Annotated in this window: 23 protein-coding genes and 1 pseudogene; 9 read left to right on the plus strand and 15 right to left on the minus strand. The window is 73.9% G+C overall.

Features of this window, described 5'->3' with window-relative positions; genetic code table 11:
• The first annotated feature begins 5 nt into the window (after nucleotides 1-5).
• Nucleotides 6-2,537 (plus strand): right-handed parallel beta-helix repeat-containing protein, encoded by a 2,532-nt coding sequence (locus PV410_RS32690; RefSeq protein WP_500329368.1) that lies wholly within the window; start codon nucleotides 6-8, stop codon nucleotides 2,535-2,537.
• A 96-nt stretch (nucleotides 2,538-2,633) separates the two neighbouring features.
• On the opposite strand, the gene PV410_RS32695 is transcribed toward PV410_RS32690, so the two are convergent.
• Both PV410_RS32695 and PV410_RS32700 read right to left on the minus strand, forming a co-directional pair.
• Nucleotides 2,634-3,485 carry a hypothetical protein gene (locus PV410_RS32695; RefSeq protein ID WP_500329369.1) on the minus strand — a complete coding sequence of 284 codons (852 nt, stop codon included), beginning with the start codon at nucleotides 3,483-3,485 and terminating at the stop codon, nucleotides 2,634-2,636.
• Nucleotides 3,486-3,587: 102 nt separating this feature from the next.
• Entirely contained in the window at nucleotides 3,588-5,360 is a 1,773-nt protein-coding gene (locus tag PV410_RS32700) for an MOSC domain-containing protein (RefSeq protein WP_500329370.1), read from the minus strand.
• A 233-nt stretch (nucleotides 5,361-5,593) separates the two neighbouring features.
• On the opposite strand from PV410_RS32700, the gene PV410_RS32705 reads away from it, so the two are divergent.
• The gene (locus tag PV410_RS32705) at nucleotides 5,594-6,340 is read left to right on the plus strand and encodes a GNAT family N-acetyltransferase (protein ID WP_500329371.1); all 747 of its coding nucleotides are present in this window, start codon (nucleotides 5,594-5,596) and stop codon (nucleotides 6,338-6,340) included.
• On the opposite strand, the gene PV410_RS32710 is transcribed toward PV410_RS32705, so the two are convergent.
• Nucleotides 6,337-7,224: a helix-turn-helix domain-containing protein gene (locus PV410_RS32710; protein ID WP_500329372.1), complete on the minus strand. Its 888-nt coding sequence runs from the start codon at nucleotides 7,222-7,224 to the stop codon at nucleotides 6,337-6,339. The two genes, PV410_RS32705 and PV410_RS32710, sit on opposite strands and share 4 nt — an antisense overlap.
• A 90-nt stretch (nucleotides 7,225-7,314) precedes the next feature.
• Between PV410_RS32710 and PV410_RS32715 the strand changes: the two genes are divergently transcribed.
• Nucleotides 7,315-8,439: a hypothetical protein gene (locus tag PV410_RS32715; protein WP_500329373.1), complete on the plus strand. Its 1,125-nt coding sequence runs from the start codon at nucleotides 7,315-7,317 to the stop codon at nucleotides 8,437-8,439.
• Nucleotides 8,440-8,457: 18 nt separating this feature from the next.
• Here PV410_RS32715 and PV410_RS32720 read toward each other — a convergent pair whose 3' ends face one another.
• Entirely contained in the window at nucleotides 8,458-9,510 is a 1,053-nt protein-coding gene (locus PV410_RS32720; protein ID WP_500329412.1) for a sulfite oxidase, read from the minus strand.
• Nucleotides 9,511-9,601: 91 nt separating this feature from the next.
• Nucleotides 9,602-10,900 carry a GAF domain-containing protein gene (locus PV410_RS32725; RefSeq protein ID WP_500329374.1) on the minus strand — a complete coding sequence of 433 codons (1,299 nt, stop codon included), beginning with the start codon at nucleotides 10,898-10,900 and terminating at the stop codon, nucleotides 9,602-9,604.
• A 173-nt stretch (nucleotides 10,901-11,073) separates the two neighbouring features.
• On the opposite strand from PV410_RS32725, the gene exaC reads away from it, so the two are divergent.
• On the plus strand, nucleotides 11,074-12,597 hold the full coding sequence (exaC, locus tag PV410_RS32730; RefSeq protein ID WP_499509404.1) for an acetaldehyde dehydrogenase ExaC: 1,524 nt from the start codon (nucleotides 11,074-11,076) through the stop codon (nucleotides 12,595-12,597).
• A gap of 47 nt (nucleotides 12,598-12,644) precedes the next feature.
• On the opposite strand, the gene PV410_RS32735 is transcribed toward exaC, so the two are convergent.
• From PV410_RS32735 to PV410_RS32760, 6 genes are all read right to left on the minus strand, one after another.
• Nucleotides 12,645-13,736: a glutamate--cysteine ligase gene (locus tag PV410_RS32735; protein WP_500329375.1), complete on the minus strand. Its 1,092-nt coding sequence runs from the start codon at nucleotides 13,734-13,736 to the stop codon at nucleotides 12,645-12,647.
• Between the two features lie 41 nt (nucleotides 13,737-13,777).
• Complete coding sequence (locus PV410_RS32740; protein WP_500329376.1) at nucleotides 13,778-13,996, minus strand: DUF5133 domain-containing protein; 219 nt, start codon at nucleotides 13,994-13,996, stop codon at nucleotides 13,778-13,780.
• Between the two features lie 98 nt (nucleotides 13,997-14,094).
• On the minus strand, nucleotides 14,095-14,808 hold the full coding sequence (locus PV410_RS32745) for an STAS domain-containing protein (protein ID WP_500329377.1): 714 nt from the start codon (nucleotides 14,806-14,808) through the stop codon (nucleotides 14,095-14,097).
• 526 nt (nucleotides 14,809-15,334) lie between these two features.
• On the minus strand, nucleotides 15,335-15,601 hold the full coding sequence (locus tag PV410_RS32750; protein WP_500329378.1) for a DUF4235 domain-containing protein: 267 nt from the start codon (nucleotides 15,599-15,601) through the stop codon (nucleotides 15,335-15,337).
• Nucleotides 15,598-16,014 (minus strand): DUF3618 domain-containing protein, encoded by a 417-nt coding sequence (locus PV410_RS32755; RefSeq protein WP_500329379.1) that lies wholly within the window; start codon nucleotides 16,012-16,014, stop codon nucleotides 15,598-15,600. Before PV410_RS32755 ends, PV410_RS32750 begins: the two co-directional genes overlap by 4 nt.
• Nucleotides 16,011-16,421, minus strand: a complete 411-nt coding sequence (locus tag PV410_RS32760; RefSeq protein ID WP_500329380.1) for a phage holin family protein — start codon at nucleotides 16,419-16,421, stop codon at nucleotides 16,011-16,013. Before PV410_RS32760 ends, PV410_RS32755 begins: the two co-directional genes overlap by 4 nt.
• A gap of 153 nt (nucleotides 16,422-16,574) precedes the next feature.
• Here PV410_RS32760 and PV410_RS32765 point away from each other — a divergent pair, with 153 nt between their 5' ends.
• The 5 genes and pseudogenes from PV410_RS32765 to PV410_RS32785 all read left to right on the plus strand — a co-directional run bounded on the left by PV410_RS32765 (nucleotide 16,575) and on the right by PV410_RS32785 (nucleotide 19,715).
• Nucleotides 16,575-16,946: a hypothetical protein gene (locus PV410_RS32765; RefSeq protein ID WP_500329381.1), complete on the plus strand. Its 372-nt coding sequence runs from the start codon at nucleotides 16,575-16,577 to the stop codon at nucleotides 16,944-16,946.
• A 105-nt stretch (nucleotides 16,947-17,051) separates the two neighbouring features.
• A complete protein-coding gene (locus PV410_RS32770) occupies nucleotides 17,052-17,462 on the plus strand; it encodes a hypothetical protein (RefSeq protein WP_500329382.1) in 411 nt (136 codons plus the stop codon).
• Nucleotides 17,463-17,544: 82 nt separating this feature from the next.
• A complete protein-coding gene (locus tag PV410_RS32775) occupies nucleotides 17,545-17,733 on the plus strand; it encodes a hypothetical protein (RefSeq protein ID WP_500329383.1) in 189 nt (62 codons plus the stop codon).
• A 181-nt stretch (nucleotides 17,734-17,914) separates the two neighbouring features.
• Nucleotides 17,915-18,100: pseudogene (locus tag PV410_RS32780) on the plus strand (hypothetical protein); the annotation flags it as partial.
• A gap of 253 nt (nucleotides 18,101-18,353) precedes the next feature.
• A complete protein-coding gene (locus PV410_RS32785; protein WP_500329413.1) occupies nucleotides 18,354-19,715 on the plus strand; it encodes an MFS transporter in 1,362 nt (453 codons plus the stop codon).
• Between the two features lie 70 nt (nucleotides 19,716-19,785).
• Here the strand turns inward: PV410_RS32785 and PV410_RS32790 are convergent, their stop codons facing one another.
• From PV410_RS32790 to PV410_RS32805, 4 genes are all read right to left on the minus strand, one after another.
• Nucleotides 19,786-20,997, minus strand: coding sequence for a serine hydrolase domain-containing protein (locus PV410_RS32790; protein ID WP_500329384.1), 1,212 nt, complete (start codon nucleotides 20,995-20,997; stop codon nucleotides 19,786-19,788).
• A 118-nt stretch (nucleotides 20,998-21,115) separates the two neighbouring features.
• Entirely contained in the window at nucleotides 21,116-21,700 is a 585-nt protein-coding gene (locus PV410_RS32795) for a hypothetical protein (protein WP_500329385.1), read from the minus strand.
• 603 nt (nucleotides 21,701-22,303) lie between these two features.
• A complete protein-coding gene (locus PV410_RS32800) occupies nucleotides 22,304-22,882 on the minus strand; it encodes a TetR/AcrR family transcriptional regulator (protein WP_500329386.1) in 579 nt (192 codons plus the stop codon).
• Nucleotides 22,883-23,239: 357 nt separating this feature from the next.
• Complete coding sequence (locus tag PV410_RS32805; RefSeq protein ID WP_500329387.1) at nucleotides 23,240-23,893, minus strand: class I SAM-dependent methyltransferase; 654 nt, start codon at nucleotides 23,891-23,893, stop codon at nucleotides 23,240-23,242.
• Nucleotides 23,894-24,161: the final 268 nt, after the last annotated feature.

Here is a 24,161-nt window from a genome sequence, read left to right on the forward strand (position 1 = left end):
GGAACATGACCCGTCACACCGTGGCCCCCAAAGGACAAGGCGGCCGCGGCGCCTTCCACCGGATCGCCGACGCGGTGCGCGCCGCCGCCCCCGGCGACGTGGTGGTGATCGCCCCGGGCACCTGGACCGAGGCCGTGGTGCTGGACCGCGCCGTCGTGCTCACGGCCGAGCACGGCCGCGGCAGCGTCGTGCTGGCCGCGCCTCCCGGGGACCGGCCCGCGCTGACCGTCGACGGCCCGGACTGCGCCGTGCACGGCGTCACCGTGTGGGGCGCCGACGACGGCGCCCCCGCGATCGCCGTCTCGCCGGGCGCCGGGCTGGTCCTGGAGGACTGCGCCGTCGAGGGCGGCCGTATCCAGGCCCGCGGCCCGGAGGACGAGGAGAGCGGGACGACCGCCCTGATCCTGCGGCGCTGCCGCCTCGAACGCGCCCGGCTGGCCGGCCTGCACCTGGCCGGGGCGGTCCGCGCCCGGGTGGAGGACACCAGCGTCACGGGCGTGGACGGCACGGGCGTCGTGCTGTCGGGCACGGCCCGGCTGGACGCGGCCCGGCTGCGCCTGGACCGTACGACGGGATCGGGCGTCCGGCTGCGCGGCAGCGCACGCCTGCGGCTCGCCGACTCCACGCTGACCGGCACCGGCCGGGCCGGGCTGCTGCTGGAGGAGGCCGCCGAGGCCACGGCCGGCGAACTGCGGATCGAGTCGCCCGGCGCGGCCGGTGTGCACGTGACCGGAACGGCGCGCGCCGAGCTCACCGACTGCCGGATCCGCGGCGCCTCCGCCAGCGGGGTGGTCGTCCAGGACAACGGCGTGTTCAACGCGCAGGGCTGCGCCGTCGCCGACGCCGGCGCCAACGGGCTGCTGGTCACGGGCGCCGCGCAGGCCCGCCTCGCGGACTGCCGGATCGACCGCAGCGCCTTCAGCGCCGTCCACCTGTCCGGCACGGCCACCGGGCAGCTGACCGACTGCCTCGTCCGCGACTGCGCCGAGCACGGCGTCCACGCGGCGGGCGAGGCCCGCCTCGACCTCGCGGACTGCGGGATCAGGAACGTGGGCATGACCGGCGTCGCCGTGGACGAGCAGGCCGTGGCGACGGTCACCGGCTGCCGCATCGACGACGTCGCGACGGGCATCGGCGTCGGCTCGGCCTCCGAGAGCAGGGTCGAGCACACCACGGTCACCGGCACCAAGGACATCGGGGTGCGGGTCGCGACCGGTGGTACCGCGGTCCTCACCGGCATACGGGTCACCGGGGCGGGCGCGGCGGGCGTCGTCGTCGACAAGGGAGCCGAAGCCACCGTCAACGGCGGCTCGGTGGAGGACTGCGCGGGCTCCGGCGTCGTCGTGTGGACCGGGGCACGGCCCACGGTCGCGGACCTGCGCATCGACCGGCCCGCCAAGAACGGCGTCTTCCTCGCCGAGGGTGCGGGCGGCACCTTCACCTCCCTCGACGTGTCCGGCTCCGGGTTCCCGGCGCTCCACGTGGGCGCGGGGGCGGACCCCGTACTCCGGCACTGCCGGATCCGCGACTGCGCGGACGCGCTCGGCACGGACGAGGGCGCGGCCCCGCAGCTCGACGACTGCACCGCGGACGGCGTCCCGCTGACGTTCGGGGAACCCGCGGCCGCCCCGGCGGTGCGCGCCGCCCCGGGCGTACCCGGCGCCCCGCCGGCAGGGACGCGCCCGCTGGCCACCGCCGACGAGGAGGAAGCGCCCGAGGAGACCCTGGAGGACCTGCTGGGCGAGCTGAACGCCCTCGTCGGCCTCGACCGCGTCAAGCGCGACGTCGGCTCGCTGGTGAAGCTGATGCAGACGGTCCGGCGCCGTGAGGAGGCCGGGCTGCCCGCCCCGCCGCTCAGCCGGCACCTGATCTTCGCGGGCAACCCCGGCACCGGCAAGACCACCGTGGCGCGCCTGTACGGCCGGCTCCTGAAGGCGCTCGGACTGCTGCGCGAGGGCCACCTCGTGGAGGTCGACCGTACGGCCCTGGTCGGCGAGTACGTCGGCCACACCGGCCCCAAGACCACTGCCGCCTTCAACCGCGCGCTGGGCGGCGTGCTCTTCATCGACGAGGCCTACACCCTCGCCCCGGTCGGGGCCGGGAACGACTTCGGCACGGAGGCCGTCGGCACCCTGGTCAAGCTCATGGAGGACCACCGCGACGACGTCGTCGTCATCGCGGCCGGCTACCCCGGCGACATGGACCGCTTCATCAGCTCCAACCCGGGCCTGTCCTCCCGGTTCGGCCGCACGCTCCTCTTCGAGGACTACGCCGCGGACGAACTGGTCTCGATCGTCGAGTACCAGGCCGCGGAGCACCAGTACGAACTCACCCCCGCCGCCCGCGAGGAGCTCACCCGCCTCTTCGAGCTCCTCCCGCGCGGCGAGGGCTTCGGCAACGGCCGTTCCGCGCGCCAGATGTTCCAGGAGATGACCGAACGGCAGGCGCAGCGCGTCGCCGAGCTTGACGACCCGACCCCGGACCAGCTCATGGCCCTGCAGGACCAGGACCTCCCCCAGCCCGCGAACCGCGGCTGACCGCCCGGGGCCGCGTGGCGGTCCGGCGCGCGTGTCCGGGCCGCGGGCCGCTCGTGGTCCTGGCGGCCCAACGACCTCGCGCGGCCCGTGGCGGCGTCAGTCGCCGGGGGCGGGCGCGGCGGGGGCCAGGCGCGTCTCCATCCGGGCCACCACCTGCTCCTGGGCGCGGCGGCGCGCGGCGGAGAGCCTGCGGTCGAGGACGAAGACCGGCAGGAGCCACGCCCAGCCCCACACGACCAGCCCGTGGGCGAGGTCGACAGAGCGCAGCAGCGCGTTCGTGCCGTAGGCGAGGACGGCGGCGGCCGCCCAGGCAGGTGCCCGGTGCCGGGCGAGCAGTCGCAGGGGCGCCTTCGCCGGGCCGGACAGTTCGGCGAGCGTGGCCGCCAGCACGGCGGCCCGGTGGTCCTCCGGCCGGCCCCGCGACCATGCCTCGGCGCGGTGCCGGGCCTCCTCCGCCGTGCTGTCGCGCAGGGCGTGCGCGAGGTCGTCGCTCTGCGCCTGGGCGCTGCCCTGCTCCAGCCGGGCGGCCGCCGCCTGCATGCGGACGTCCTCCCACCACGAGCGCTGCGACCACCGCAGAGCCGCCTGGGCGCGCTCGGTCTCCGGGGCGTCGGGTGCGAGGCGCTCGAGCCGTTCCAGCAGGGTCCGCGCGCGGGCGGCCCGCCCGGGGTGCTCGAACGCGTCGGCGGCGAGGCAGAACCCGGCGTACCCGGCGAGCAGTCCGAGGTGGTCCGGGGCGAGTTCCAGTCCCGCCCGGAAGGCCTTCTCCGCCTCGTCGTCGTGGTCGTCCTCGTCCTCGCCGACGTGCCCGAGGGCCAGCCAGCAGTGGAGGTCGGCGGACGTGGGGTCCTGCCGCAGCCCTTCCCGGGCGGTCCTGCGCACCGCCGCGTGGCCGCCCGCGGCGTGGAGGTCGGCGCAAAGGCCCAGGTACTCGTCCGTCGTCGTCATGTGTCCCGCCCCTGAATTCGTGCGCCCCGTTCGGGGCCGCACCACTGTGTGGCATGCGAACGCGCACGTCAACGCGGATTCGGGGCTTCGGGGCGGGGCGTCCTACAGGTCGAGCACCACGTCCGTGCGCGGCTGCGAGCAGCAGATGAGGGCGTTGCCCTCGGCGGGTTCGTCGACGGGCTCCGGCGCGTATGCGACACCGCCCGTCAGGACCTGGGTCTCGCAGGTGTGGCAGACCCCGGTGCGGCACGACCAGCGGGTCGGCACGTCGCACGCCTCCGCGAGTTCGAGGAGCGTGCCGTACGCCGGGTGCCACGGCACGCTCAGGCCGCTGCGGGCGAAGGACACCGATGGACCCGTCGGCTCGCCGGGAGGGGCAGCGGGCGGGTGCGGGGTGCGGGCCGTCGCGTCGACCACGCCGGGGTTGATCGAGGACAGCGCGCCGAAGGTCTCCCGGTGGATGCGGTCCGCGGCCAGTCCCCCCGCTGCCAGCGCCTCCGCCATGTCGTCCATGAAGCCCTGCGGTCCGCAGATGTAGGCGTCCGCGTCCGGCGGCAGGTCCAGCGCGGCGATCCGCGCCGTGTCGAGCCGGCCCGCCCCGGTGTAGTCGGCGCCCGCACGGTCGCTCTCGCGCGGCCTGCTGTAGGCGATGTAGGCGTGCGCGCCCGCCATCTTTCCCACCAGGGCCCGGGACTCCGCGGCGAACGGATGGCTCTCGCCGTCGCGTGCCACGTGCAGCCACCACACCTCGCGCCGGCCGCACGCGTCGGCCAGCGCGTACAGCATCGCCATCACCGGTGTGGCGCCCACCCCCGCGGACAGCAGCACCACCGGCGTGTCGCCCTCCCCGAGGACGAATGTGCCGCGCGGCGCGGCGACGTCCAGCAGGTCGCCCTCCCGCACGTGCCGCCGCAGGAAGCCGCTGCCCGCGCCGTGCGGCTCCTGCTTGACGCTGATCCGGTACTCCGCCGCGCCGGGCCGCCCCGACAGGGAGTACGTGCGGATCAGCGGCGGCCCGTCGGGGTCCGGCCGCATACGGACGGTGAGGAACTGGCCCGGCATTCCGGCCGGCAGCGGACTGCCGTCCTGAGCGGCCAGCGTCAGCGAGAAGATGCTGCTGCTCTCGTCCCGGACCCGGGCCACCCGTAGCGGGCGGAAGCCCGGCCACGCCGGGGGAGGGGCCGCCGTGCCGGTCAGCCCGGGGTTGCCCGCCGCGCCGCCACCGTCCCCCGCCGGGGCGTCGAGCAGCGCCCGCATCGAGGCCTGCCACCCCGGGCTCAGCGCCGGGATGCGCAGGGCGCGCTCGACCTGGTCCCGGGGATGCCCGGGCAGGTACAGCAGCGCGTCGATGTCGGCAACGGTCATCGCCTCCGGCCCGGTCCCGAGCTTGACGATGTCGTCGCCCGCGGCGACCTCGCCCTCCTCCAGCACCCGCAAGTAGAAGCCCGGGCGCCGGTGGGCCACCAGCAGCGCGGCCATCCTGGGCTCCGCCATGCGCATCCCGACCCGGTAGCAGGTCACGCGCGGCTGCGTGACCTCGAAGACCGCGCCGCCGATGCGGTACCGGTCCCCGATGCACACCTCGTCGTCGGGCAGCCCGTCCACGGTGAAGTTCTCGCCGAAGTTGCCGAAGGTGAGGTCGTCCCGCCCGAGCTCCTTCTGCCAGTGGCGGTACGAGTCCAGCTGGTACACCAGCACCGCCCGCTGCTCGCCGCCGTGCCCGCCGAGGTCGCCCTGCCCGTCGCCGTCGATGTTGAGCCGCCGGACCATGCGCGGCCCGGAGACCGGCTCCTTCCAGACGCCCGTGTACGTCGTCCGGCCCTGCCACGGCACGTTCTTGGGCATACCGACGCTCACGGCGACCAGTGTGGCCATGCGCCATCTCCCTCGTAGCGCGAGCCCCCGCCTCCCGGCCACCGTATTACGCCCGTCGTGCCGCGCAACCCGGCCGAGGGGACGGTCCCCGGCGCCCCGGGGCGGGCGGTGCCCCGCGATCACCACCGCCTAGGGTGGGGATCCCGGCCCCGGCCGGGATTGCGGGCGGGCACGACGGTGTTCACCCACCCGACAGCCGCCGGCCCCTCGATGGACGGAGACCAGCACCACCCATGTCCACCACCGTTGATCACGCCCACCCCGCGGAGTCCGACGGCGAGCCCGCCCGGGCCGACGCGGCACCCGCCCTGGACAACCCGGTGTGGGCCGCCCTCACCGGGCCGCACGCCGGTTTCGCCGAGGTCCGCGGCCGAGCCGCCCGCTACCGGTCCGACGTGTCCGTCTTCGCGGGCCTCGCCGACCCGGCCGACCCCGCCGCCTGGGACGACCTGGCCCAGCTGCTCGGCCCAGGCGGTACCGCCCTGGTGACCGGCTCACCGGTGATCCCCGAGGGCTGGGAGGTCGTGGAGGGCGGCGAGGGCATGCAGATGGTCGACACCGCGCTCCACGCCGAGCACGCCCCGGAGGCCGTACGCCTCGGCCCCGCCGACGTCGACGACGTCATGGACCTGATCGCCCGCACGCGGCCCGGCCCCTTCCTGCCGAAGACCCTCGAACTCGGCACGTACCTCGGCATCCGGGAGGACGGCCGGCTGATCGCCATGGCCGGGGAGCGCATCCAGCCGCCCGGCTGGACGGAGATCAGCGCCGTCTGCACCCACCCGGACCACCGCGGCCGCGGCCTGGCGACCCGGCTGATGAGCGCCGTCGCGGCGGGCATCAAGGAGCGCGGGGACACCCCGCTGCTGCACGCCGCTGCGAGCAACACCAACGCGGTACGGCTCTACGAGTCGATCGGCTTCAGCCACCGCCGCCGCACCCTGTTCCTGCTGGTCCGCGCACCGGGAGCCCGGGCCTAACCCCGGTCGGTCCGCTTCTGGTGCTCGCCCGCCCGGGCGGGGGCCTCGGGGCGGACGGTCGCGTCGGCGGTGCCGGCGGCCAGTGAGCCGAGCAGGGCCAGCGAGCGTGCCGCCTCCGATCCGGGCTCGGCGTGGTAGATCACCAGGACCTGGCCCTCGGCGCCGTTGACGCTCAGCTTCTCCCGGTACAGGTCCATGTCGCCGACCTGCGGGTGCCGCATCCGGGCGATCGCGCCCTCGCGCCGGTGCACGTCGTGGCGCGCCCACAGCATCCGGAAACGGTCGCTCTTCAGCGAGAGCTCGCCCACGAGCGCGGCCAGCCGGGGGTCGTCGGGGTCGGGCCCGGCCACCGCGCGCAGACTCGCCACCGCGTTCACCGTCGCGGTCTGCCAGTCCCGGTGCAGCTCCCGCTCCTCCGGGTCCAGGAACGCCGCGCGGAGCCGGTTCACCCCCGGCACGTTGTTCGGCGACAGTGCCCGCGCCAGGGCGTTCGCGGCCAGGACGTCGAGGTACTTCCCCTGTACGAGCGCCGGCATCGGCAACTGCCCGAGCAACTGGAGGACGTGGCCCGGCACCTTCTCCTGCGCGGGGCGCCTGGCCCTGCGCGGCTTGGGTCCCACCAGCCCGATCAGGTACGCCGTCGCGTCGGCGTCCAGCCGCAGCACACCCGCGAGCGCCTCAAGGACCTGCACGGACGGATTGCGGTCCCGCCCCTGCTCCAGCCGGAGGTAGTAGTCCGAGCTGATGCCCGCGAGCATGGCGACCTCCTCGCGCCGCAGCCCCGGCACGCGCCGCAGCCCACCGCCGTTGAGGCCGACGTCCTCGGGCCGTACGAGTTCCCGCCGGGCCCGCAGGAAGTCACCGATCACATTCGAGGCGTCCATGCGCCCCACGCTAGTTCGCCCCCCGCCCCCGTGCCTGGCCCTGCCGCCCCCAGGAACGGCCCGCCGGTGACCGTCCGGGAGGATGGCCGCATGGCTGACGGGAACTCGGGCCTCGCCCGTGGGGACGTGCTCGACGAAGGACGTGCGCTGGCGCTGATCGGCGCCGCGTCCACTGTGGAGCGCCTCCCCGTGGGTGGTGCGACGATGATCATCGGCACCGCCGGGACGCTGATCATCGTGGCGGCGGGGGACGTACCGGGGCGCAGCGGTGTGTGGAACGCCCAGGAGCTTCGTCTGCTCGGCCCCGCACCGGCATCGGTGCTGGAGCGGCTCTGGGAGTGGGCCGGCTTCCATCTGCTCGTCCGCGTGGACGAGGGACTGCTCTACCTCGGCACGGGCCACGCGGAACAGATCGGTTCACACCTTCCTCCCGGCGGCACCGCGTACGAACTCGACGACTGCAAAATACGACCGGAGACGCCCCTCGGCCGGGCGCTGCTCCAGCGGGTCCGCCCGCCGCACCCCGTCGCGACCCGCCCCGGCCTGGAGTGGCTGGACCATGTGAACGGCGACCGTGCCCTCGCCCTGGAGCGGTTCGTCACGGGCTGGTACCCAGCCACCGCCGACGACGGGGAACCACCGGTCGTACCTGGCGGCTGCGCGGACCTGCCCGGAGGGCTCGGGCAGCTCTACCGACTGGCCGCGCGGCGTCCCGGCGTCCTGGGCGTCCAGAACCGCATGGTCGAAGACCCCGGCCGGGAGACCGACGTCTGCGGCGACATGCGTGTCCTCGGCGTCGAGAACCAGGGAGGGTTCCGCTGGTCCACGCTGTGGACGCCCGGCGAGCCCGAGGACGACCCCACCGTCTGGCACCGAGTGGACGACGAACCGCCGGTCGCCGAGAACGAACCCCTCAGCGGCTTCCTCCTCCAGTTCTCGCTCTACGAGGCCGCGATGGGCGCCGACTATGTGGCGCTGGCACACGGAATCAGCGGAGCCGAGGTCGAGCCGCTCACCCGGGAACTGCGCCCGGTTCCCCTCCGGCCCCTGGAGCCCAGGTCGGCCAGGCGTTTCCACGTGGCACCCGGGCTCGTCCTGAGCGTTTCGAAAGGGTGGAGGGAGAACGCGTACGACGTTCGGGCCAGAGCCACCGACCGCGGCGCTCTGGGGCCCCTGGCCCACGACGCCGTCGACTGGCTGCACTTCGACGCGTGACCCCGCGCCGTGCGGAGATCAGGCGCCGGCCTCCAGGCACAGCACCGGTACGCGCTGGACGAGGTTGTTGGCGAAGCCGCCGCGGTTCCAGGGCTGTTCCAGCGGCTGGGTGTGGCCCTCCGCGTCGGTGGCGCGGACGCTGAGCACGTGGTGGCCGGGCGTCACCTCCCAGGTGGTGTGCCAGTGCCGCCAGGCCCAGGGGTGGCCCTCGTCGGCGAGTGCGGCCGCCTGCCAGGTGTGGCCGCCGTCCGTGCTCGTCTCGACGCCGACGACCGGCGCGCGGCCGGACCAGGCCCGGCCCTCCAGGCGCTGCGGGCCCGGCCGGACGACACGGGTGCGCGTCATGAAGTCGGGGAAGCCGGGCGGCACCATGAGGGCGCGCGGCGCGATGCGGGTCACCGGCTCGCCCGGCTCGTCGGGCTCCTGCCGGAAGCGGTACGCGACGGACTGCTGGAAACCGGTGAACGGCGTGTCCGTGAGCGTGATGTCGCGCAGCCACTTCACGTGCGCCATGCCGTACCAGCCGGGGACGACCAGGCGGACGGGGTGCCCGTGCTGCGGCGGCAGGGGCGCGCCGTTCATGGCGTACGCCACCAGGACCTCGGGGTCCTCGGCGGTGGCGGCCGCGACCGTGAGCGAGCGCTGGTAGTCCTGTTCGACCCCGCGCTCCACGCCGTGGTCGGCGCCGGTGAAGACCGCCTCGACGGCGTCGGGCTCCACGCCCGCCTCCCGCAGCAGCGTGCGCAGCGGCACGCCCGTCCAGTCGGCCGTACCGACCGCCTCGGTCAGCCAGGGCTGGCTGACCGGGCGCGGGGTCAGTCCGGCGCGGCCGTTGCCCGCGCACTCCATGGTGACCCGGTGCGTGACGGCCGGATACCGGCGCAGGTCGTCCACGGACAGGTCCAGCGGGGTACGGACCCTGCCGCCGACGGTGAGCCGCCAGGTCCTGGCGTCGGCCGGCGGGATGTCGAAGTGGACCAGTACGTAGTGCAGGCCGGGCGGCGTGACGTCGTAGCGCAGGGCCTCCAGGGGGAGCGCGTGGTTGCGGGCCGCCAGGCCCAGTTCGTCCATGCCGATGCCCTCGGCCGGGTCGGCCAGCCGGGACGCGGCGCTCACGTGCGCGATGTTCGGATCATCCACCCCACCAGTGTGCCCCGGCAGGTCAGTGCCGGGCACGGTCGAGCAGCGCCCGCAGCACTGGACGCCGCGGCGACTCGCGGGGCAGGGCGCGCAGCGTCGCCTGCAGCAGGTCGACGTCGCCGTGGTTGCCGGGCCGGTCCAGCCAGTCGAGCAGCAGCCTGGCGTCGCCCCGGTCACGCAGGGCGCGACGCAGCCCACAGTGGAGTTCCTCGCGCGCGTCGACGATGGCCGGGGCGTCCGAAGCGGGCAGCAGCGCCCCGGGGTAGCGGGCCAGGGCCCGGCGGTGGGCGCCGCGCGCGAGGAGGGCCCGGACCTCGTCCGCGTCCGTGGTGGCCGGCAGCAGCAGCCGGTACGGGCGCGAGCCCAGCACCTGCGGGCCGAGCAGCCGGCGCAGCCGCGACATCTCGGCCCGCATGGTGACCCGGGCCGATTCGTGCTCGTGCAGCCGGACCGCCAGCGCGTCGGCGCCCAGCCCGCGTGGATGCCGGGCCAGCAGGAAGACGATCTCCGAATGGCGAGGGCTCAGTTCGACCGTGCCGTACGGGGAGGTCAGCTGTGCCCGGTCACGGGCCAGCACCTCCAGCCGGGCCGTCGCGGTCCCCGCGGCCGGTGCCGATCCCGGGGCGGCCGGCAGCACGCCGCGCAGCCGCAGCAACCGCAGTTCGGCCTCCGCCGCCGCCACGGTGGCGCGCACCAGGGCCAGGGCGTGCGGCGCCGCGATGTGGTCGCCGCCGGTCAGGTCGATGACGCCGATGACCGCGCCGGTGTCCGGGTCGCGGACCGGGGCCGCCGAGCAGCTCCACGGGTGCACCGGACGGATGAAGTGCTCGCCCGCGTAGATCTGCAGGGGCCGCCCGAGCGCGACCGCGGTGCCGGGTGCGTTGGTGCCGGCCGCGTCCTCGGCCCACTCCGCGCCCTCGACGAAGCCGATCCGTTCGGCCCGCGCGGCCAGCCCCGGGGTCCCCTCGACCCACAGCAACCGGGCGTGCTCGTCGCCGACCGCCACCAACTGGGCGCTGTCCTGCGCCGGTTCGACGAGCAGGCTGCGTACGACGGGCAGCACCGCCGCCATCGGGTGCTGCCGCCGGTAGTCCCGCAGCTCCGCGGCGCCGAGCCCGGGGGAGCGGGGGCCGTCGGCCTCCGGGTCCACGCCGCGGCTGAGCGAGCGCTGCCAGGAGTCGCGGACGACGTCGCGCACCGGGCGCGGGGGGCGACCCGTCGTCAGGAACTCCTCGTGGGCGCGCGCCACGTCCCGCCGCAGGAGGTCCGGATCGGTTCCCGGCGGCCAGGCCGCGTAGGACGCCGCGTACGAGACAGTCATGGCCGTCCCCGGAAGTAGGCACGGACCGGTGCCCGGCGGCACCGGGTGGGGTGCTGCCGAGTGTAGTTCCGCGGTGGCGCTCCGCCGCAACCCTGTTGCAACCTTGCGTGTCCTACGGTCGCGCCGAACGCCGTCCGCAACGGAGCGGGTGGCACGCAATGGGAGGCCGCCCCATGACCCGGTACGCCAACCCCGGCTCCGACGACGCGATCATGAAGTACCAGCCCCGCTACGACCACTGGATCGGCGGCGAGTACGTGCCGCCCGCCCGCGGCGAGTACTTCGAGAACCCGACCCCGGTCACCGGGGAGACCTTCACCGAGGTCGCCCGCGGCACCGCCGAGGACGTCGACCGGGCCCTCGACGCCGCCCACGCGGCCGCGCCGGCGTGGGGCCGTACGTCGGTGACCGAGCGGGCCAACATCCTGAACAAGATCGCGGACCGCATGGAGGCGCACCTGGAGGAACTGGCCGTCGCCGAGAGCTGGGAGAACGGCAAGCCGGTCAGGGAGACCCTCGCCGCGGACATCCCGCTGGCCATCGACCACTTCCGCTACTTCGCGGGTGCCATCCGCGCCCAGGAGGGCAGCCTCGCCGAGATCGACGACGACACCGTCGCCTACCACTTCCACGAGCCCCTGGGCGTCGTCGCGCAGATCATCCCCTGGAACTTCCCGATCCTGATGGCGACGTGGAAGCTCGCCCCGGCCCTCGCCGCGGGCAACGCCGTCGTCATCAAGCCGGCCGAACAGACCCCGGCCTCCATCCACTTCTGGATGAGCCTGATCGCCGACCTGCTGCCGCCCGGCGTGGTCAACATCGTCAACGGCTTCGGCGTCGAGGCCGGCAAGCCGCTCGCCTCCAGCCCGCGCGTGGCCAAGGTCGCCTTCACCGGTGAGACGACCACGGGCCGGCTCATCATGCAGTACGCCTCGCAGAACCTGAGGCCCGTCACCCTGGAGCTGGGCGGCAAGAGTCCCAACATCTTCTTCGACGACGTCTCCAGCGCGGACGACGACTTCTACGACAAGGCGCTCGAGGGCTTCACGATGTTCGCCCTCAACCAGGGAGAGGTCTGCACCTGCCCGTCCCGCGCGCTGATCCAGGGCGGCCACTACAACGCCTTCCTCGAGGCGGCCGTCACCCGCACCGAGAAGATCGTCCAGGGCCACCCGCTGGACATCTCCACCATGATCGGTGCCCAGGCCTCCAACGACCAGCTGGAGAAGATCCTCTCCTACTTCGACATCGGCCAGCAGGAAGGAGCCAAGGTCCTCACCGGCGGCGAACGCGCCGACCTGGGCGGCGAACTGGCCGGCGGCTACTACGTCCGGCCGACCATCCTCGAGGGCGACAACCGCATGCGCGTCTTCCAGGAGGAGATCTTCGGCCCCGTCGTCGCCGTCACCTCCTTCGGCGACTTCGACGACGCCATCGCCACCGCCAACGACACCCTCTACGGCCTCGGCGCCGGCGTGTGGACCCGCGACGGCAGCACCGCCTACCGCGCCGGCCGCGCGATCCAGGCGGGCCGCGTCTGGACCAACTGCTACCACGCCTACCCGGCGCACGCCGCCTTCGGCGGCTACAAGCAGTCGGGCATCGGCCGCGAGACGCACAAGATGATGCTCGACCACTACCAGCAGACCAAGAACCTGCTGGTCAGCTACTCCCCGAAGAAGCTCGGCTTCTTCTAGGACGCCGCGTGAGGGGTGCCTGGCCCGGCCGGGGCCGGGCACCCCTGTCAGGTGTGGGTGAGGCGGACGCAGGCCGCGGCGACTTCGCGGAGGTCGCCGGTGCGGCGCAGCAGGTCGCGTTGGACGCGGGCGCCGTTGCCGGTCTTGAGGAGCCCGGCGAGGGCGTCCTGCGCGGGGACCAGGTCGCCGTTGTCCTCCAGGGCGTCGCGTACGAGGTCGAACAGCGCGCGGACCACGGCCTCGGCCGGGGCGGGCTCCATGGTCACCGGGTGGACCAGGCGGCCGTCGATGCCCTCGCGGGCCGCCCTCCAGGTCGCCAGCCGCAGCAGGGCCACGCCGTGCGCTGACGGCGGCTCACCGGCCCGCCACGCGCGGGCCGCGGTCTCCACCAGCGCCCGCACCAACGTCGCCAGCAACGCGGTCGCGGACGCGTCCAGGCACACGTCCGCGACGCGGACCTCGACGGTCGGGTAAGCGTGCGACAGCCGGGCGTCGAAGTACACCATGCCCTCATCGCGGAGGGCGCCGGTGGCGATCATGGCCCGCACCTGCTCGTGGTAGGCGGCGGCGGAACCGAACGGTTCCACCGGCCCTGCCGACGGCCACCTGCCCCACACCCGGCTGCGGTAGCTCGCGTAGCCGCTGTCCCGGCCCTGCCAGAACGGCGAGTTCCCGCTGAGCGCCAGCAGCACCGGCAGCCAGCAGCGGATCCGGTCCAGGACCGCGACGCCCTCCTCGTCGGACTCCACCGACACATGGACGTGGCAGCCACAGGTCAGCGTCTCCTGCGCGGTCAGCCCGTACCGCTCCCGCAGCCACCCGTACCGCTCCCCGGTGCTCAGCTGCGGGCTCACCGGCAACGGCGACGTCGCCAGCGCCGCGACCGCGCCACCGGACTCCTCGGCGTGCCGTGCGGCCTCCGCCCGCCACCGCACGATCTCCGCCGCCAGGTCCTGCATCCGCGACTGCGGCCGGGTGGCGAACTCCACCTGCTGACGCTGCAGTTCCGCCTCGAACACCTGGCCGCCCGCCGTGCCGTCACGACCGGCCGACGCCAGCACCGCCGTCGACAACGCCCGCGGCTCCCCGGACTCCGCGTCCAGCAGCAGGAGTTCCTCCTCCACACCGACCGTGCGCAACGCTTCTCCTTCCCGGCAGCCGCGGGGGACGCGGACGCGCCTCAGGCAAGCACCGAATCGTCCTCCGGCCGGGCCCCCGGCAGCCGCAGCCGCGCCGCGATCAGCGCCGTGGCGACGTCCCGCGTGCCGGTCGCCACGCACAGCGTGTACGAGACGTCCGCCATCCGGCGGCGCACCTCGGGGTCCCCAGCGTCGAGCATCCTCAGCGTCTCGTAACGGTCGACCAGGTCGTTCAGCACGGCGGGGTGGGCCAGCAGCACATCGTCCTCCTGCGGGGTGGTTCATGGGATCAAGCCGCGTACCTGGCTGCCGCCTACCCCGGCTTCGGCCGGGCACGCAGGAGGAGCGCGGTGCGGGATCAGCGGCGGGTCCGCTCCGGCAGGGCGGTGACGATGATCTCGCGGGTCGCCGTGCTGTCCTCGACCGTGCGGAACCCGGCGAGGGCCAGCGCGTCCAGCACCGCCCTGTGGAGCGGGCGGCGGTGCGCCCCGGCCGGATGCCGCGCCGTCACATCGGTGCCGAGGAGGGTGCCCCAGCGCACGACCACGCCCCGCGGCCCCGCCTCCACGACGGGACGGTCCTCGCCGCCCGCGTGCCGTGCGAGCGGCAGGCCCGCGTCCAGCAGGGCCAGGCACACCGCCGTGTACAGGCGCCGGACGTCCGCGCCGAGCCGGTGGGCCGACGGGCGGGACGGGGTGAGCGCGCCGCGGTTGCCGGTGAGGTCGAGCAGCCGCAGGACGGTGTCGCTCGCGGCGGTCACGGTCAGCGTCCGGTGCGCGGCCATGGCGCGGTTGCGCAGCTCCAGCAGGGCGTTCAGTCCCGCCCCGTCGCAGTCGGTGACGTCGCGCAGGTCCAGGTCGAGGCCGTCCCCCGCCTCCAGGGCGGCGAACAGGGCGCGGCGCACTTCCGGCGCGGTCGCGGCGTCGAGCTCGCCGATCAGGACGGCCTCGGTGCGCGCGGCGCCGTGGGGACCGAGCAGCATGGTCAGGCGCGTATGGGACTCATGCTGCCCGGCGAGTTCGGGTCCCGCGGGGACGGAGTGCACCCGCAGATCGGGAAACCGGTCCGACATGCCGTACCTCCTGCACTTTCGCTGCTCGCCGGTGCGTGCACCATCTCGGCGTGGAGTGATCGGAAAACGTGAACGACACCCGGAGGCCCGCATGAACATTTCCGGGCAAAAGGGTGACATCGGCATGATATGTGCTGGAGGGCGGGTTGGCGCCCGGTGTGCCGGGCGCGTCCGTCCGCGCGTCGCGGCGGGGCCGCCCGCACGCCCGGTCGGCGGTCGTACGCGGGCCGTACGGGGGCGGGGCTCAGGGATCAGAGCGGGCGGCAGCGCGGCGCTGCCCGTCACGGCGGGCGTCGTGCCACCTGTCGGTGGGAGGCCGGCCCCGCCACAGAGCCGGCCCTCCGGGAGTCCGGTTCCGAGAAGCCACACGGATCGGGACGCCCACCACGCTATGTGCCACCACTGACAACCGGCGCGTGCGGCGACGTCCTCCTCATGGGCGGTGGCAGCCAACGACGGGAGGGGCCGAGGGGAGTTCCCGGTAGGGCGCCCGGCTCAGCGGGAGACCGCCGGCGCGACGTGAACCTCAGCCGGGCCAGACACCGGTGAGACGCCGGGTGGCGGTCGCGCCCGCGCGGTCGACCGCCGCCTTGACGAAGGCGAAGATCGCGCCCTGGAGCGCCGCCGCGGTGAGCACCTCGGCCCAGGAGCGGTCCTCGTCGGTGGCGTCGGGCGCGTCCTGTTCGTGGCCGAGGGTCTTCCAGGCCTGCTTGAACAGCGCGCCGGCGATCAGCCCGGAGACCGCGCCCAGGGTCAGTCCCACGGGCTTGTAGACGATTTTCGACGCCTTCACCCGCGCCTCCTCCTGGCGCGGCGCACCAACAGCAACACCCCCATCGCCGCGCCGGCGCCCAGCAGGGGCGCGCGATGGGACCGCGCGGCGCGTGTGGTCCGGCCGGCACGTGCTCGTACCGCCGGGGCCTTCGTGCGGGCCAGCCGCCCGGCGCGCACAGCCTGGAGCCGCATCCGCCGGGCCGCCTCGACGGCCTTGTCCCGGGCCGGCTCCGGGGTCTTCTCCCGGACCAGCTCGCCTATCCGGGACGCCGCCTCGTGCGCCTTGGCGCCCGCCTGGCCGGCCCGGCCCGCCAGCCGGCCCTTGACATCGGTCTTCGCCGACAGCGCCGCGACGGTGCGGCCCAGTTCCTCGCGCGTCGCCTCGACGCGCTCACGCAGTTCGTCGGTCGTCGGTGACTTGTCGCTCGTCATCGGTGTGCCCTTTCCTTGAGTTCCGCGATGTCGGCCTTGACGCTGTCGATGGTGGCCTCAGGCGCGGGCGGGGCCGCCCGGCCGAACTGCCTACGGCCCGCCGCGGCAAGTACCGCCGCGACCAGGGCCAGGACCCCCGCGACGACCAGCGCCGCCGCCCACACCGGCAGCGCGAGCGCCAGGGCCGCGACGGCGGCGGAGCCGAGCCCCTGCAGCGCCAGGACCGCGAAGAGGCCCGCCCCGCCGAAGAGTCCGCCGCCCAGGCCGAAGCGCCGGCCCTTCCGGGTCATCTCCGCCTGGGCCAGCCGCATCTCCTCGCGTACCAATCGCGACAGTTGCCCCGACGCGCGGGACACCAGTTCGCCCACCCGTTCGTCACCGCCGCCGCGGTGCTCGGTCGCGCTCACGGGCCGTCACCTGCCTCCGTCTGTTCCGCGGTCCGTCTTCCGTTCGCCCCCTCACCACGCGCCTTCCCGCTCCGCACCGGCTCACGCGCGATCACCCTCCTGACGTGACATCAGACCCTGCCGGACGATGATGCGTTCGGCAGGATGGGGACCATGAAGACAACCTCCACGCCGCAGCCGGGTTCGTCCTGCCGGGGCTCCGCCCTGTCCCTGTGGTCCAAGGACTCGGTACTCTCAATCGGTTCGGTGGGCTCCGTGCTCTCCATCGGTTCCGTCGGCTCGGTGCTGTCCGTCGGCTCGGTCGGCAGCGCCCTGTCCGCGGGGTCCATCGGTTCGGCCCTGTCGCTGCTGTCGACCGGTTCGTGGCTGAGCGTGGGCTCACTGCTGTCCGCCGGGTCGCGCTGGTCGGTCCTGTCCTGGCGCTCCTCGCACGGTTTCCGCTCCGCTGGCACGGCAGCCGCCGTGGCCGGAGCGGCCGCGCTCGTGCTGCTGGCCCGTTCGGCGGGGGACCCGCCAGCGGAGTGATCACAGGCCCGCCTGGCGTGCCGCGCCAGGGCCCGGGCGGGGTCCGGGGGTTTGGATGGGGGCGGCCGCCGACCGGTGGCCGTCGCATCCGACCTGGAGGCCGTCGTGCGTGTCCGCCCTGTCGCTGTGTCCGTCCTGTCCACGGCGATGCTCGTGGCCGCGGCGCCCTCCGTACGGGCCGCGGACGGCTGGACGCCGCACCGCGACGGCGGCCGCAGCGTACGGCTCGCCGTGTACGACTCCGGGCGCGTCGGCCACGCCCTGATCACCGTCCACCGGGTCGGGCGCGGCTGGGAGGTCGACGCCCTCGTCACCAAGGAGGTCGACGACCCGGGCTGCATCTACCTCGCCACCGACGACGGTGAGGACGGCGGCCAGGGCCGGGAGATCGGCGCCCAGTGCGGCTCCGCCGACACCACCACCCGCATGATCAGCCACACGGAGTTCCGCCGGCTGGTCCTCGGCTGGGTCGACGGTGACGGCGTCCCCGTCAGCCGGCGCAGCGTCAGGCTCTGACGGCGTGCGCGGTGTCCCCCGGTGTCCGCGACCTCGCCGGAACCGCTGGCCCGCGACCGTAGCGATGGGGTACGACTGCACGATGGACTGCGAGCGTTGCCTGGAACCCGTGATCGAGGGCCCCGAGGGCGGCTACGTGTGCGGCCTGTGCCTGTTCACGGTGGAACCCCCCGGGTACAACAAGCGCCGCGAGGAGGGGCTGCGGGCCGTCGCGGCCGAACGCCGCCGCCGTACTTCGGAACGTCGCGCCCGCAAGGGGCTGCCGGTCTGAAAGGTGCCCATCCGGCACTCCGCGGACCTGCTGCCCGACCCGGAGGCCATGGCCTGGCCGGCGCGCCACGCCCTCCCGCCGAACGGCCTCGACGCGGGCGCGCCCTCGGGATCGGGCGCCGCGCCCCGCGCTGCCGGCGCCGGGCCGTACGGCGCCGGCTCGCCGACCGCCGACTGCATGTCTCCGCACGCAGCAGATCTTCGGCAACGTCTCGCGCTACCTGCTGCCCGCTTTCCCGCTGTTCGTGCCGCCCGCGCCGGCCCTCGCCCGCACCCGGCCCGCCGCGCGGGCCACGCTGCTGGGGTTCGCCGCGCTGGCCTCCGGCTCGTACGCCGGATACGTGCTCTTCGAGCCGGGCGTTCCGTAGCCCGCGGCCATGGTGGTGATCCAGCCCTCGCCCGAGCCCGGCGGCGACCACCACGTACGCGAGCACGACCGCGTCGACGGGCCCCCGGGCAGCCGGGCGGCCCGGCATCCGTGACCCGGATTCTCGGCGGGACGTTAGATCTGGGCGCCGGACCTTGTCCGGGCGAGGCGCGGAACCCCGTGCTCTGGGCACCTCGCCCCGTCCCCCATCAGGGCCTTTCCCTCTGGAGCCGCCGATGTCGCCGACTTCCGCCATGCCCGCGTCCCCGTCCGCCGAGCAGCGCGGCAAGCGCCGCCTCGCCCTCGTGGGAGGGTCGCTGGGCAATCTCGTCGAGTGGTACGACTGGTTCGTCTACGCCAGCTTCGCCCTCTACTTCGCCGACTCCTTCTTCCCCGGTGACAACCCGACCACCCAGCTGATGAACACCGCCGGCATCTTCGCGGTCGGCTTCCTCATGCGTCCCGTCGGGGGCTGGGTACTGGGGCGCGCCGCCGACCGGCACGGCCGCAAGAGCGCGCTGACCCTCACCGTCACCATGATGTCCGTCGCCGCCCTGCTGATCGCGATCGCCCCGACGTACGGTCAGGCCGGCTACGCCGGCGCACTCGTGCTGCTGCTCGCCCGGCTGCTGCAGGGCATGAGCATCGGCGGCGAGTACGCGGCCAGCGCGACCTACCTCACCGAGGCGTCGGCCCGCAATCGGCGCGGGCTCGGCTCGTCCTTCCAGTACGTGTCGATGACGGCGGGACAGCTCCTGGGCCTGGCGATCCTGATCACGCTCCAGCACGTGCTGACCACGGACCAGTTGTACGACTGGGGCTGGCGCGTGCCCTTCCTGCTGGGCGCGGTCTTCGCCCTCGTCGTCTTCTGGATCCGGCGCAGGCTCCAGGAGACCGACGCCTTCGCCGAGGAGGCCGGCACCCAGGACGACGCCCGCGGCTCGCTCCGGCTGCTGTGGCAGCACCGGCGTCAGGCGCTGCTGGTCATGGCGCTCACCCTGGGCGGCACCGTCGCGTACTACACCTACACCACCTACCTCACCAAGTACCTCATCGGCAGCGCCGGCATGGCCAAGAACACCGCGACGCTGGTCAGTTTCACCGCGCTCTTCGTCTTCGCGCTGCTCCAGCCCCTGGCCGGTGCGCTGTCGGACCGGATCGGCCGCCGGCCGCTGCTGATCACCTTCGCCGTGGGATGCACCTTCGGCACCTACCCGATCATGACGGCGCTCGGCTCGGCCTCCTCGTACTGGCCCGCGCTCGGCCTCTCGCTGCTCGCGCTGGTGATCGTCACGGGCTACACCTCGATCAACGCCGCCGTGAAGGCCGAACTGTTCCCCACCCGGGTACGGGCGCTGGGCGTGGCGCTGCCGTACGCGATCGCCAACGCCCTGTTCGGCGGCACCGCGGAGTACGTGGCGCTGTGGTTCAAGGACGCCGGTCACGAGTCGGCCTTCTTCTGGTACGTCTCGGCGTGTGCGCTGGTCTCCCTCGTCACCTACGTCCTCATGCCCGACACCAGGAACGCCGCGCTCAGCCGTGCCGAGGAGGCGGCCGGCGACCCGGCGCCGCGGGCCGCGCGGTCGCCGGCCGAGGGTGTGGTGCCGCAGGCGTAGTACCGCCCCCACCGAGGTGTGCGGCTCCCGATCCCGGACACGGCGCCGGGATCGGGAGCGCGGCGGTCGGTCAGCGGCGGACGACCTGCGGGGCTATGTCCTCGGTGAACGTCCCGCCCTCGGAGGACTTGGCGGTGAGGGCCTTGGCGGGGGTGGTGCCGCAGAAGGCGGCTTCCAGCGTGCCGCCGAGGATGGTGTTGACGGTTCCGTTGTTGGAGGTGTTGGCCATGGACGTCATGCTGCGCTTGCCGTCGGCGGTGGTGAACGCGTAGGTGTAGAAGCCCTGGACGGTGCCGGTGTGGCCGTACACGGTGACGCCGCAGGACAGCTTCCTGGCGCGCAGGCCCAGCCCGTAGGACTGGGTGCCGTCGGCGTTGACCGGGACCATGGTCATCATCTGCTGCAGTTGGGCGGCGGGCACGAGCGTGCCGGAGACCAGCGCGGAGAAGAACCGGTTGAGGTCGTTGGCGTTGGAGATGACCGCGCCGGCGGACTGCGCCCAGGAGACGGTCTGTTCGGTGGAGTCCACCAGCGGCAGCGTGGTGTCGTCGGGGCGCAGGTAACCGTGGGCGTAGGAGCCGGAGATGGTGGTCTGCGGGTGGACGTAGGTGGTGTTCTTCAGGTTCAGGGGCTCGAAGATGCGCTGCTGGTACTGGGTGGCCATGGGCACGCCGGTGACGTGCTCGATGAGTTGCCCCAGGACGACGAAGTTGGTGTTGGAGTAGCTGTAGGCCGCGCCGGGCTCGTTGGTCGGCTGGTGGGCCGTCGACAGGTCGATCAGTTCCTGGTAGGTGAACACCTTGTTCCGTACCGATTCGAAGCCCGGGACGGTGAAGTAGAACATGTCGTTGGTGTAGTCCCACAGGCCGCTGCGGTGGCTGAGCAGATGCCGCACGGTGATCCGGTCGTCCGGCAGCGGCTGGGCCAGGTAGGTGTTCGCCGGTGCGTCCAGGTCGATACGCCCCTCGGCGACCAGTTGCATCAGCACCACCGTGGTGAAGGACTTGCTGACGCTGCCCACCCGGAACCGGCGGTCGGCGTCCATCGCGGTGTGGGCGACGGTGTCCGCCTGGCCGGAGGAGATGCGGTAGCTCGTGCTGCCGGAGTCGATACGGGTCAGCGCCCCCGGGGCGCCGTTGGCCATCGCCTGCTTCTGCACGGCCAGGACGGCGCTGACGGAAGGGGCGGGCAGGGATGAGGTGGCGGCGCCGGCGGGGGAGGCGGCCAGGACGGCCGTCGCGGTGCAGCCTGCGAGCACGATGCCCGCGTTCTTGATGCGCATGGTGGACTTTCTGGTCGGGGAACAGGTGACCGGTGGGGGGCGTCGCCTTATGCGGCGACTGCGGGCCCGGGAACGCGGGGACCCGGATCGTGCCGGGTCCCCCGCCGGTGGCCAGGCGTCAGCCGACGGCCAGGGTGGCGAGGGGGCGGTGGCCCGCGTCGAAGACGGTGACACTGCGTATGAAGGGGCTCCCCTGCTGCGGGAAGGACGAAGGGAGCGGGCTGGTGGCGTACCAGGCGCCCCAGCGGGGGTGTCCGGGCAGCCGGACGACGCTGCCGGTGACCGTGCCGAGGCCGGTGACGACCCTGACGGTGGCCGCGTCGGCGGCGTCGTCCGGGGTGACGTACACCCCGGACAGGAAGTACCGGTCGCCCACCGTCTCGGCTTGCAGGCTCACGCTGGGCCGAGTGGGATCGATGTTGCCGTCGACCACGCTGCGGAACTGGTCCGGCTGGTCGGGCGTGGACCAGTGCTTGCCCTCCTCGGTGAGCCACAGGACCACCCCGGGAGCCGCGTTGACGCGCTCACCGGGCGACACGACCCGCGCCCACCCGCCCCTCGTGGCGGGGGCGCCGGCGGCCGCGGTGGCCTGTGACGTTCCCGTGGGCGCCGTGGACGCCGTGGACGGCGCCACCGCGTAGGCCACTGCCGGCACCCCTGCCAGAAGGGCCGCCGTCATCGTGGCCGCCGCTAACTTCTTCATCCGGGTCATGGATGAGACTCCTTGCAGACTGTCAAACGAACGCACCGGGGGCTCACATGCCCCCTCCACCTCTCAGACCACGGTTCGGCGAAGATCGGTTGACAGAACGCGCAGACTTTCCGGGTCGGTGGTGGTGCGCCACCTGCCGCGTCGGAACCGCCACTGCATGGATAGGGGGAGATCCACGGATGCACGCGCTACCGGTCGAGGACGCCGACCGCATGGCCCACGCATCCGGCACGGCCCTCGCCGCCAGCGCGGCCACACGTGAGCAGGGTCGGCCGGGCCCTGGATGCCCTGCGGTTCGTGCACGAGGCGGAGTTCGACCTGCTCGACCTCGAACCGCCGGACCCGGACCGGCTGAAGCTGCGGCGAATGGCCCCCGGTCATCGGCCTGGTCGTCGCGGGTGTGGGGATCGCGTTGGCACCCGAGGGCCGGCACTTCCCGTCGAGTTCATGCTCCGCGGCCGCGCTCCCGTTGCGGCGCCGCGTCGACTCGTCTCTCCCGGGGCACACGCGGCCGGCCAGGCCGCCCGTCGCTTCCTCGAACACGTCCGCGGCAGCCTCCGTACCCCGGACGGTCGTTGGGGCGTCCCGCGGCGGTCAGCAGCAGAGTGCCCGCAGCACCATGTCCGCGTAGCGGTGCCAGACCGACGGTTCGCGTTCCTCGAGCCGCACCAGCTGCAGGGCCGCGCCGCACAGGAGCACCCGCAGATCCAGCGGCGTGGTGTCCTCGCGCAGCGTCCCCGCCGCACGCGCGGTCTCCATGGCCTCGGTCAGCGACTCCAGGACCGACACGGCGGCCGGGGACGCTCCGTCCGCCAGGCGCTCGGCGAGCAGACGGTCGTGGGCCAGGACGTCGAAGAGTGCGCACACATGGCGGCGGAAGACCTCGCCGGGGCCGGGCTCGTCCCGGGCCGCTGCGGTGCGCCGTTCGAGCTCCTCCAGGCTCAGCCGGGTGATCGTCTCCAGCAGGTCCTCCTTGGTGGGGAAGCTCCGGTAGACGGTCGCCTTGCCGACCTGGGCCCGCGCCGCGATCTGGGGGACGGTGGCCAGGGTGCCCCGTTCGCGGAAGACGTCGACCGCGGCGGCGACCACGCGTTCGTGGTTGCGGCGGGCGTCCGCCCGCCGCGGTGACGTGGACGTCTGCCGTTCCGGGTCGGGCGGGTGCGCAGGGCTCATGGGACGGCTGGCCTGTCTGGGTTCGATGAGGGGCTCGGCCCCCTGGGTCCGGTGGCCATGGTATCGGACCCGGGAGTCCGTTTCCTTGCGGTGAGTGTGTGCGTACGCAAGTACTGGGTGCCTCCATGGCGCGCGCCGACCTCCGCCGGCGGATGCGGGTGGTGCCGGTTCGCAGGCCCCGGTGGGGAACGACCGTGCAGGCAAGCCGCGCCGCTCGGCCTCGTGGGGCCGGTTCGCTGATGACGTCGATCCGGAAGCCGGCCGCGGTGAACGCGTCGGTGATCGCGTGCAGCGGTCGTCCCGGAAGGCCATCAGGTGCTTGGCGCCGCCGAGTTCCCTCATCCCGGACGAGCCCCGTCAGGGCGTTTCGGGCTTGCGGGCCAGGAGGCAGGCGTGCGGTCGGTTCACACGTCCGCCGGGCTGCTGTTCCAGTTTCGCGGTGACGACGAGTCCGGCCTGCTCCAGCAGGTCGACCATGCGGTCCAGGGGCAGGAGGTACGACTTGTAGGACACCGGACGGCCATAGCGGTGGGTCGGCTGCAGTCGCTCATCGCCGACGTAGTCTCCCCAGAGCAGGCAGCCGCCGGGCGCGAGCGTGCGGTGGAACTCGGCGAACACATCCGGCAGCCACTGCGGGGGCGTGTGATGGGTGGAGTACCAGGCCAGGATGCCGCCGAGCTCGTCGTCCCCCATCTCCAGCGCGGTCATCGAGCCCTCGGTGAACCGCAGGTCCGGGTAGGCGTGCCGGGCCAGCCCGACCATCTTCGGCGACAGATCGACGCCGAAGGCGGACACCCCCAGCCCGGCCAGGTGCGCCGTCACGCGCCCGGGGCCGCACCCCAGGTCCGCGACCGGCCCCAGACCGGCCGTCCGCACCAGTTCGGCAAATCCCGCCAGCATCGCGCGTGACAGCGGGTCCATGGCGTCTGGAGGCGGGACGCGTTCGACGTAATCGGCGGCGACCGTGTCGTACGACTCGCGGACGGAGGTCAGGAAGGAGGGCTCGGCCATGCGGGCGACCCTAGGCCAGGCAACTGACAGACCATGGCACGACCTTCAGCTCGTCTGGGCGACATCCGCCGCGGTCGCCACCCAGCCGTCGCACCACGCCGCTGATCGTTCGCGGTCACGGCACCGTCGCCGGTGCGCCCACGTCGGCACCGCCATCCCGGACGGCTCCCGGTGCCGGACCGGGTCGCCCTGGCGGGCGTCGATACGCCCCAGGCGATCGCCGAAGGCGAGTCCCCACCGTGAACTCCCGCGGCCCCGACTGTCCTGG

Origin of the sequence: Streptomyces sp. PA03-5A, assembly GCF_033792725.1 — a bacterium.
Lineage (GTDB): Bacteria > Actinomycetota > Actinomycetes > Streptomycetales > Streptomycetaceae > Actinacidiphila.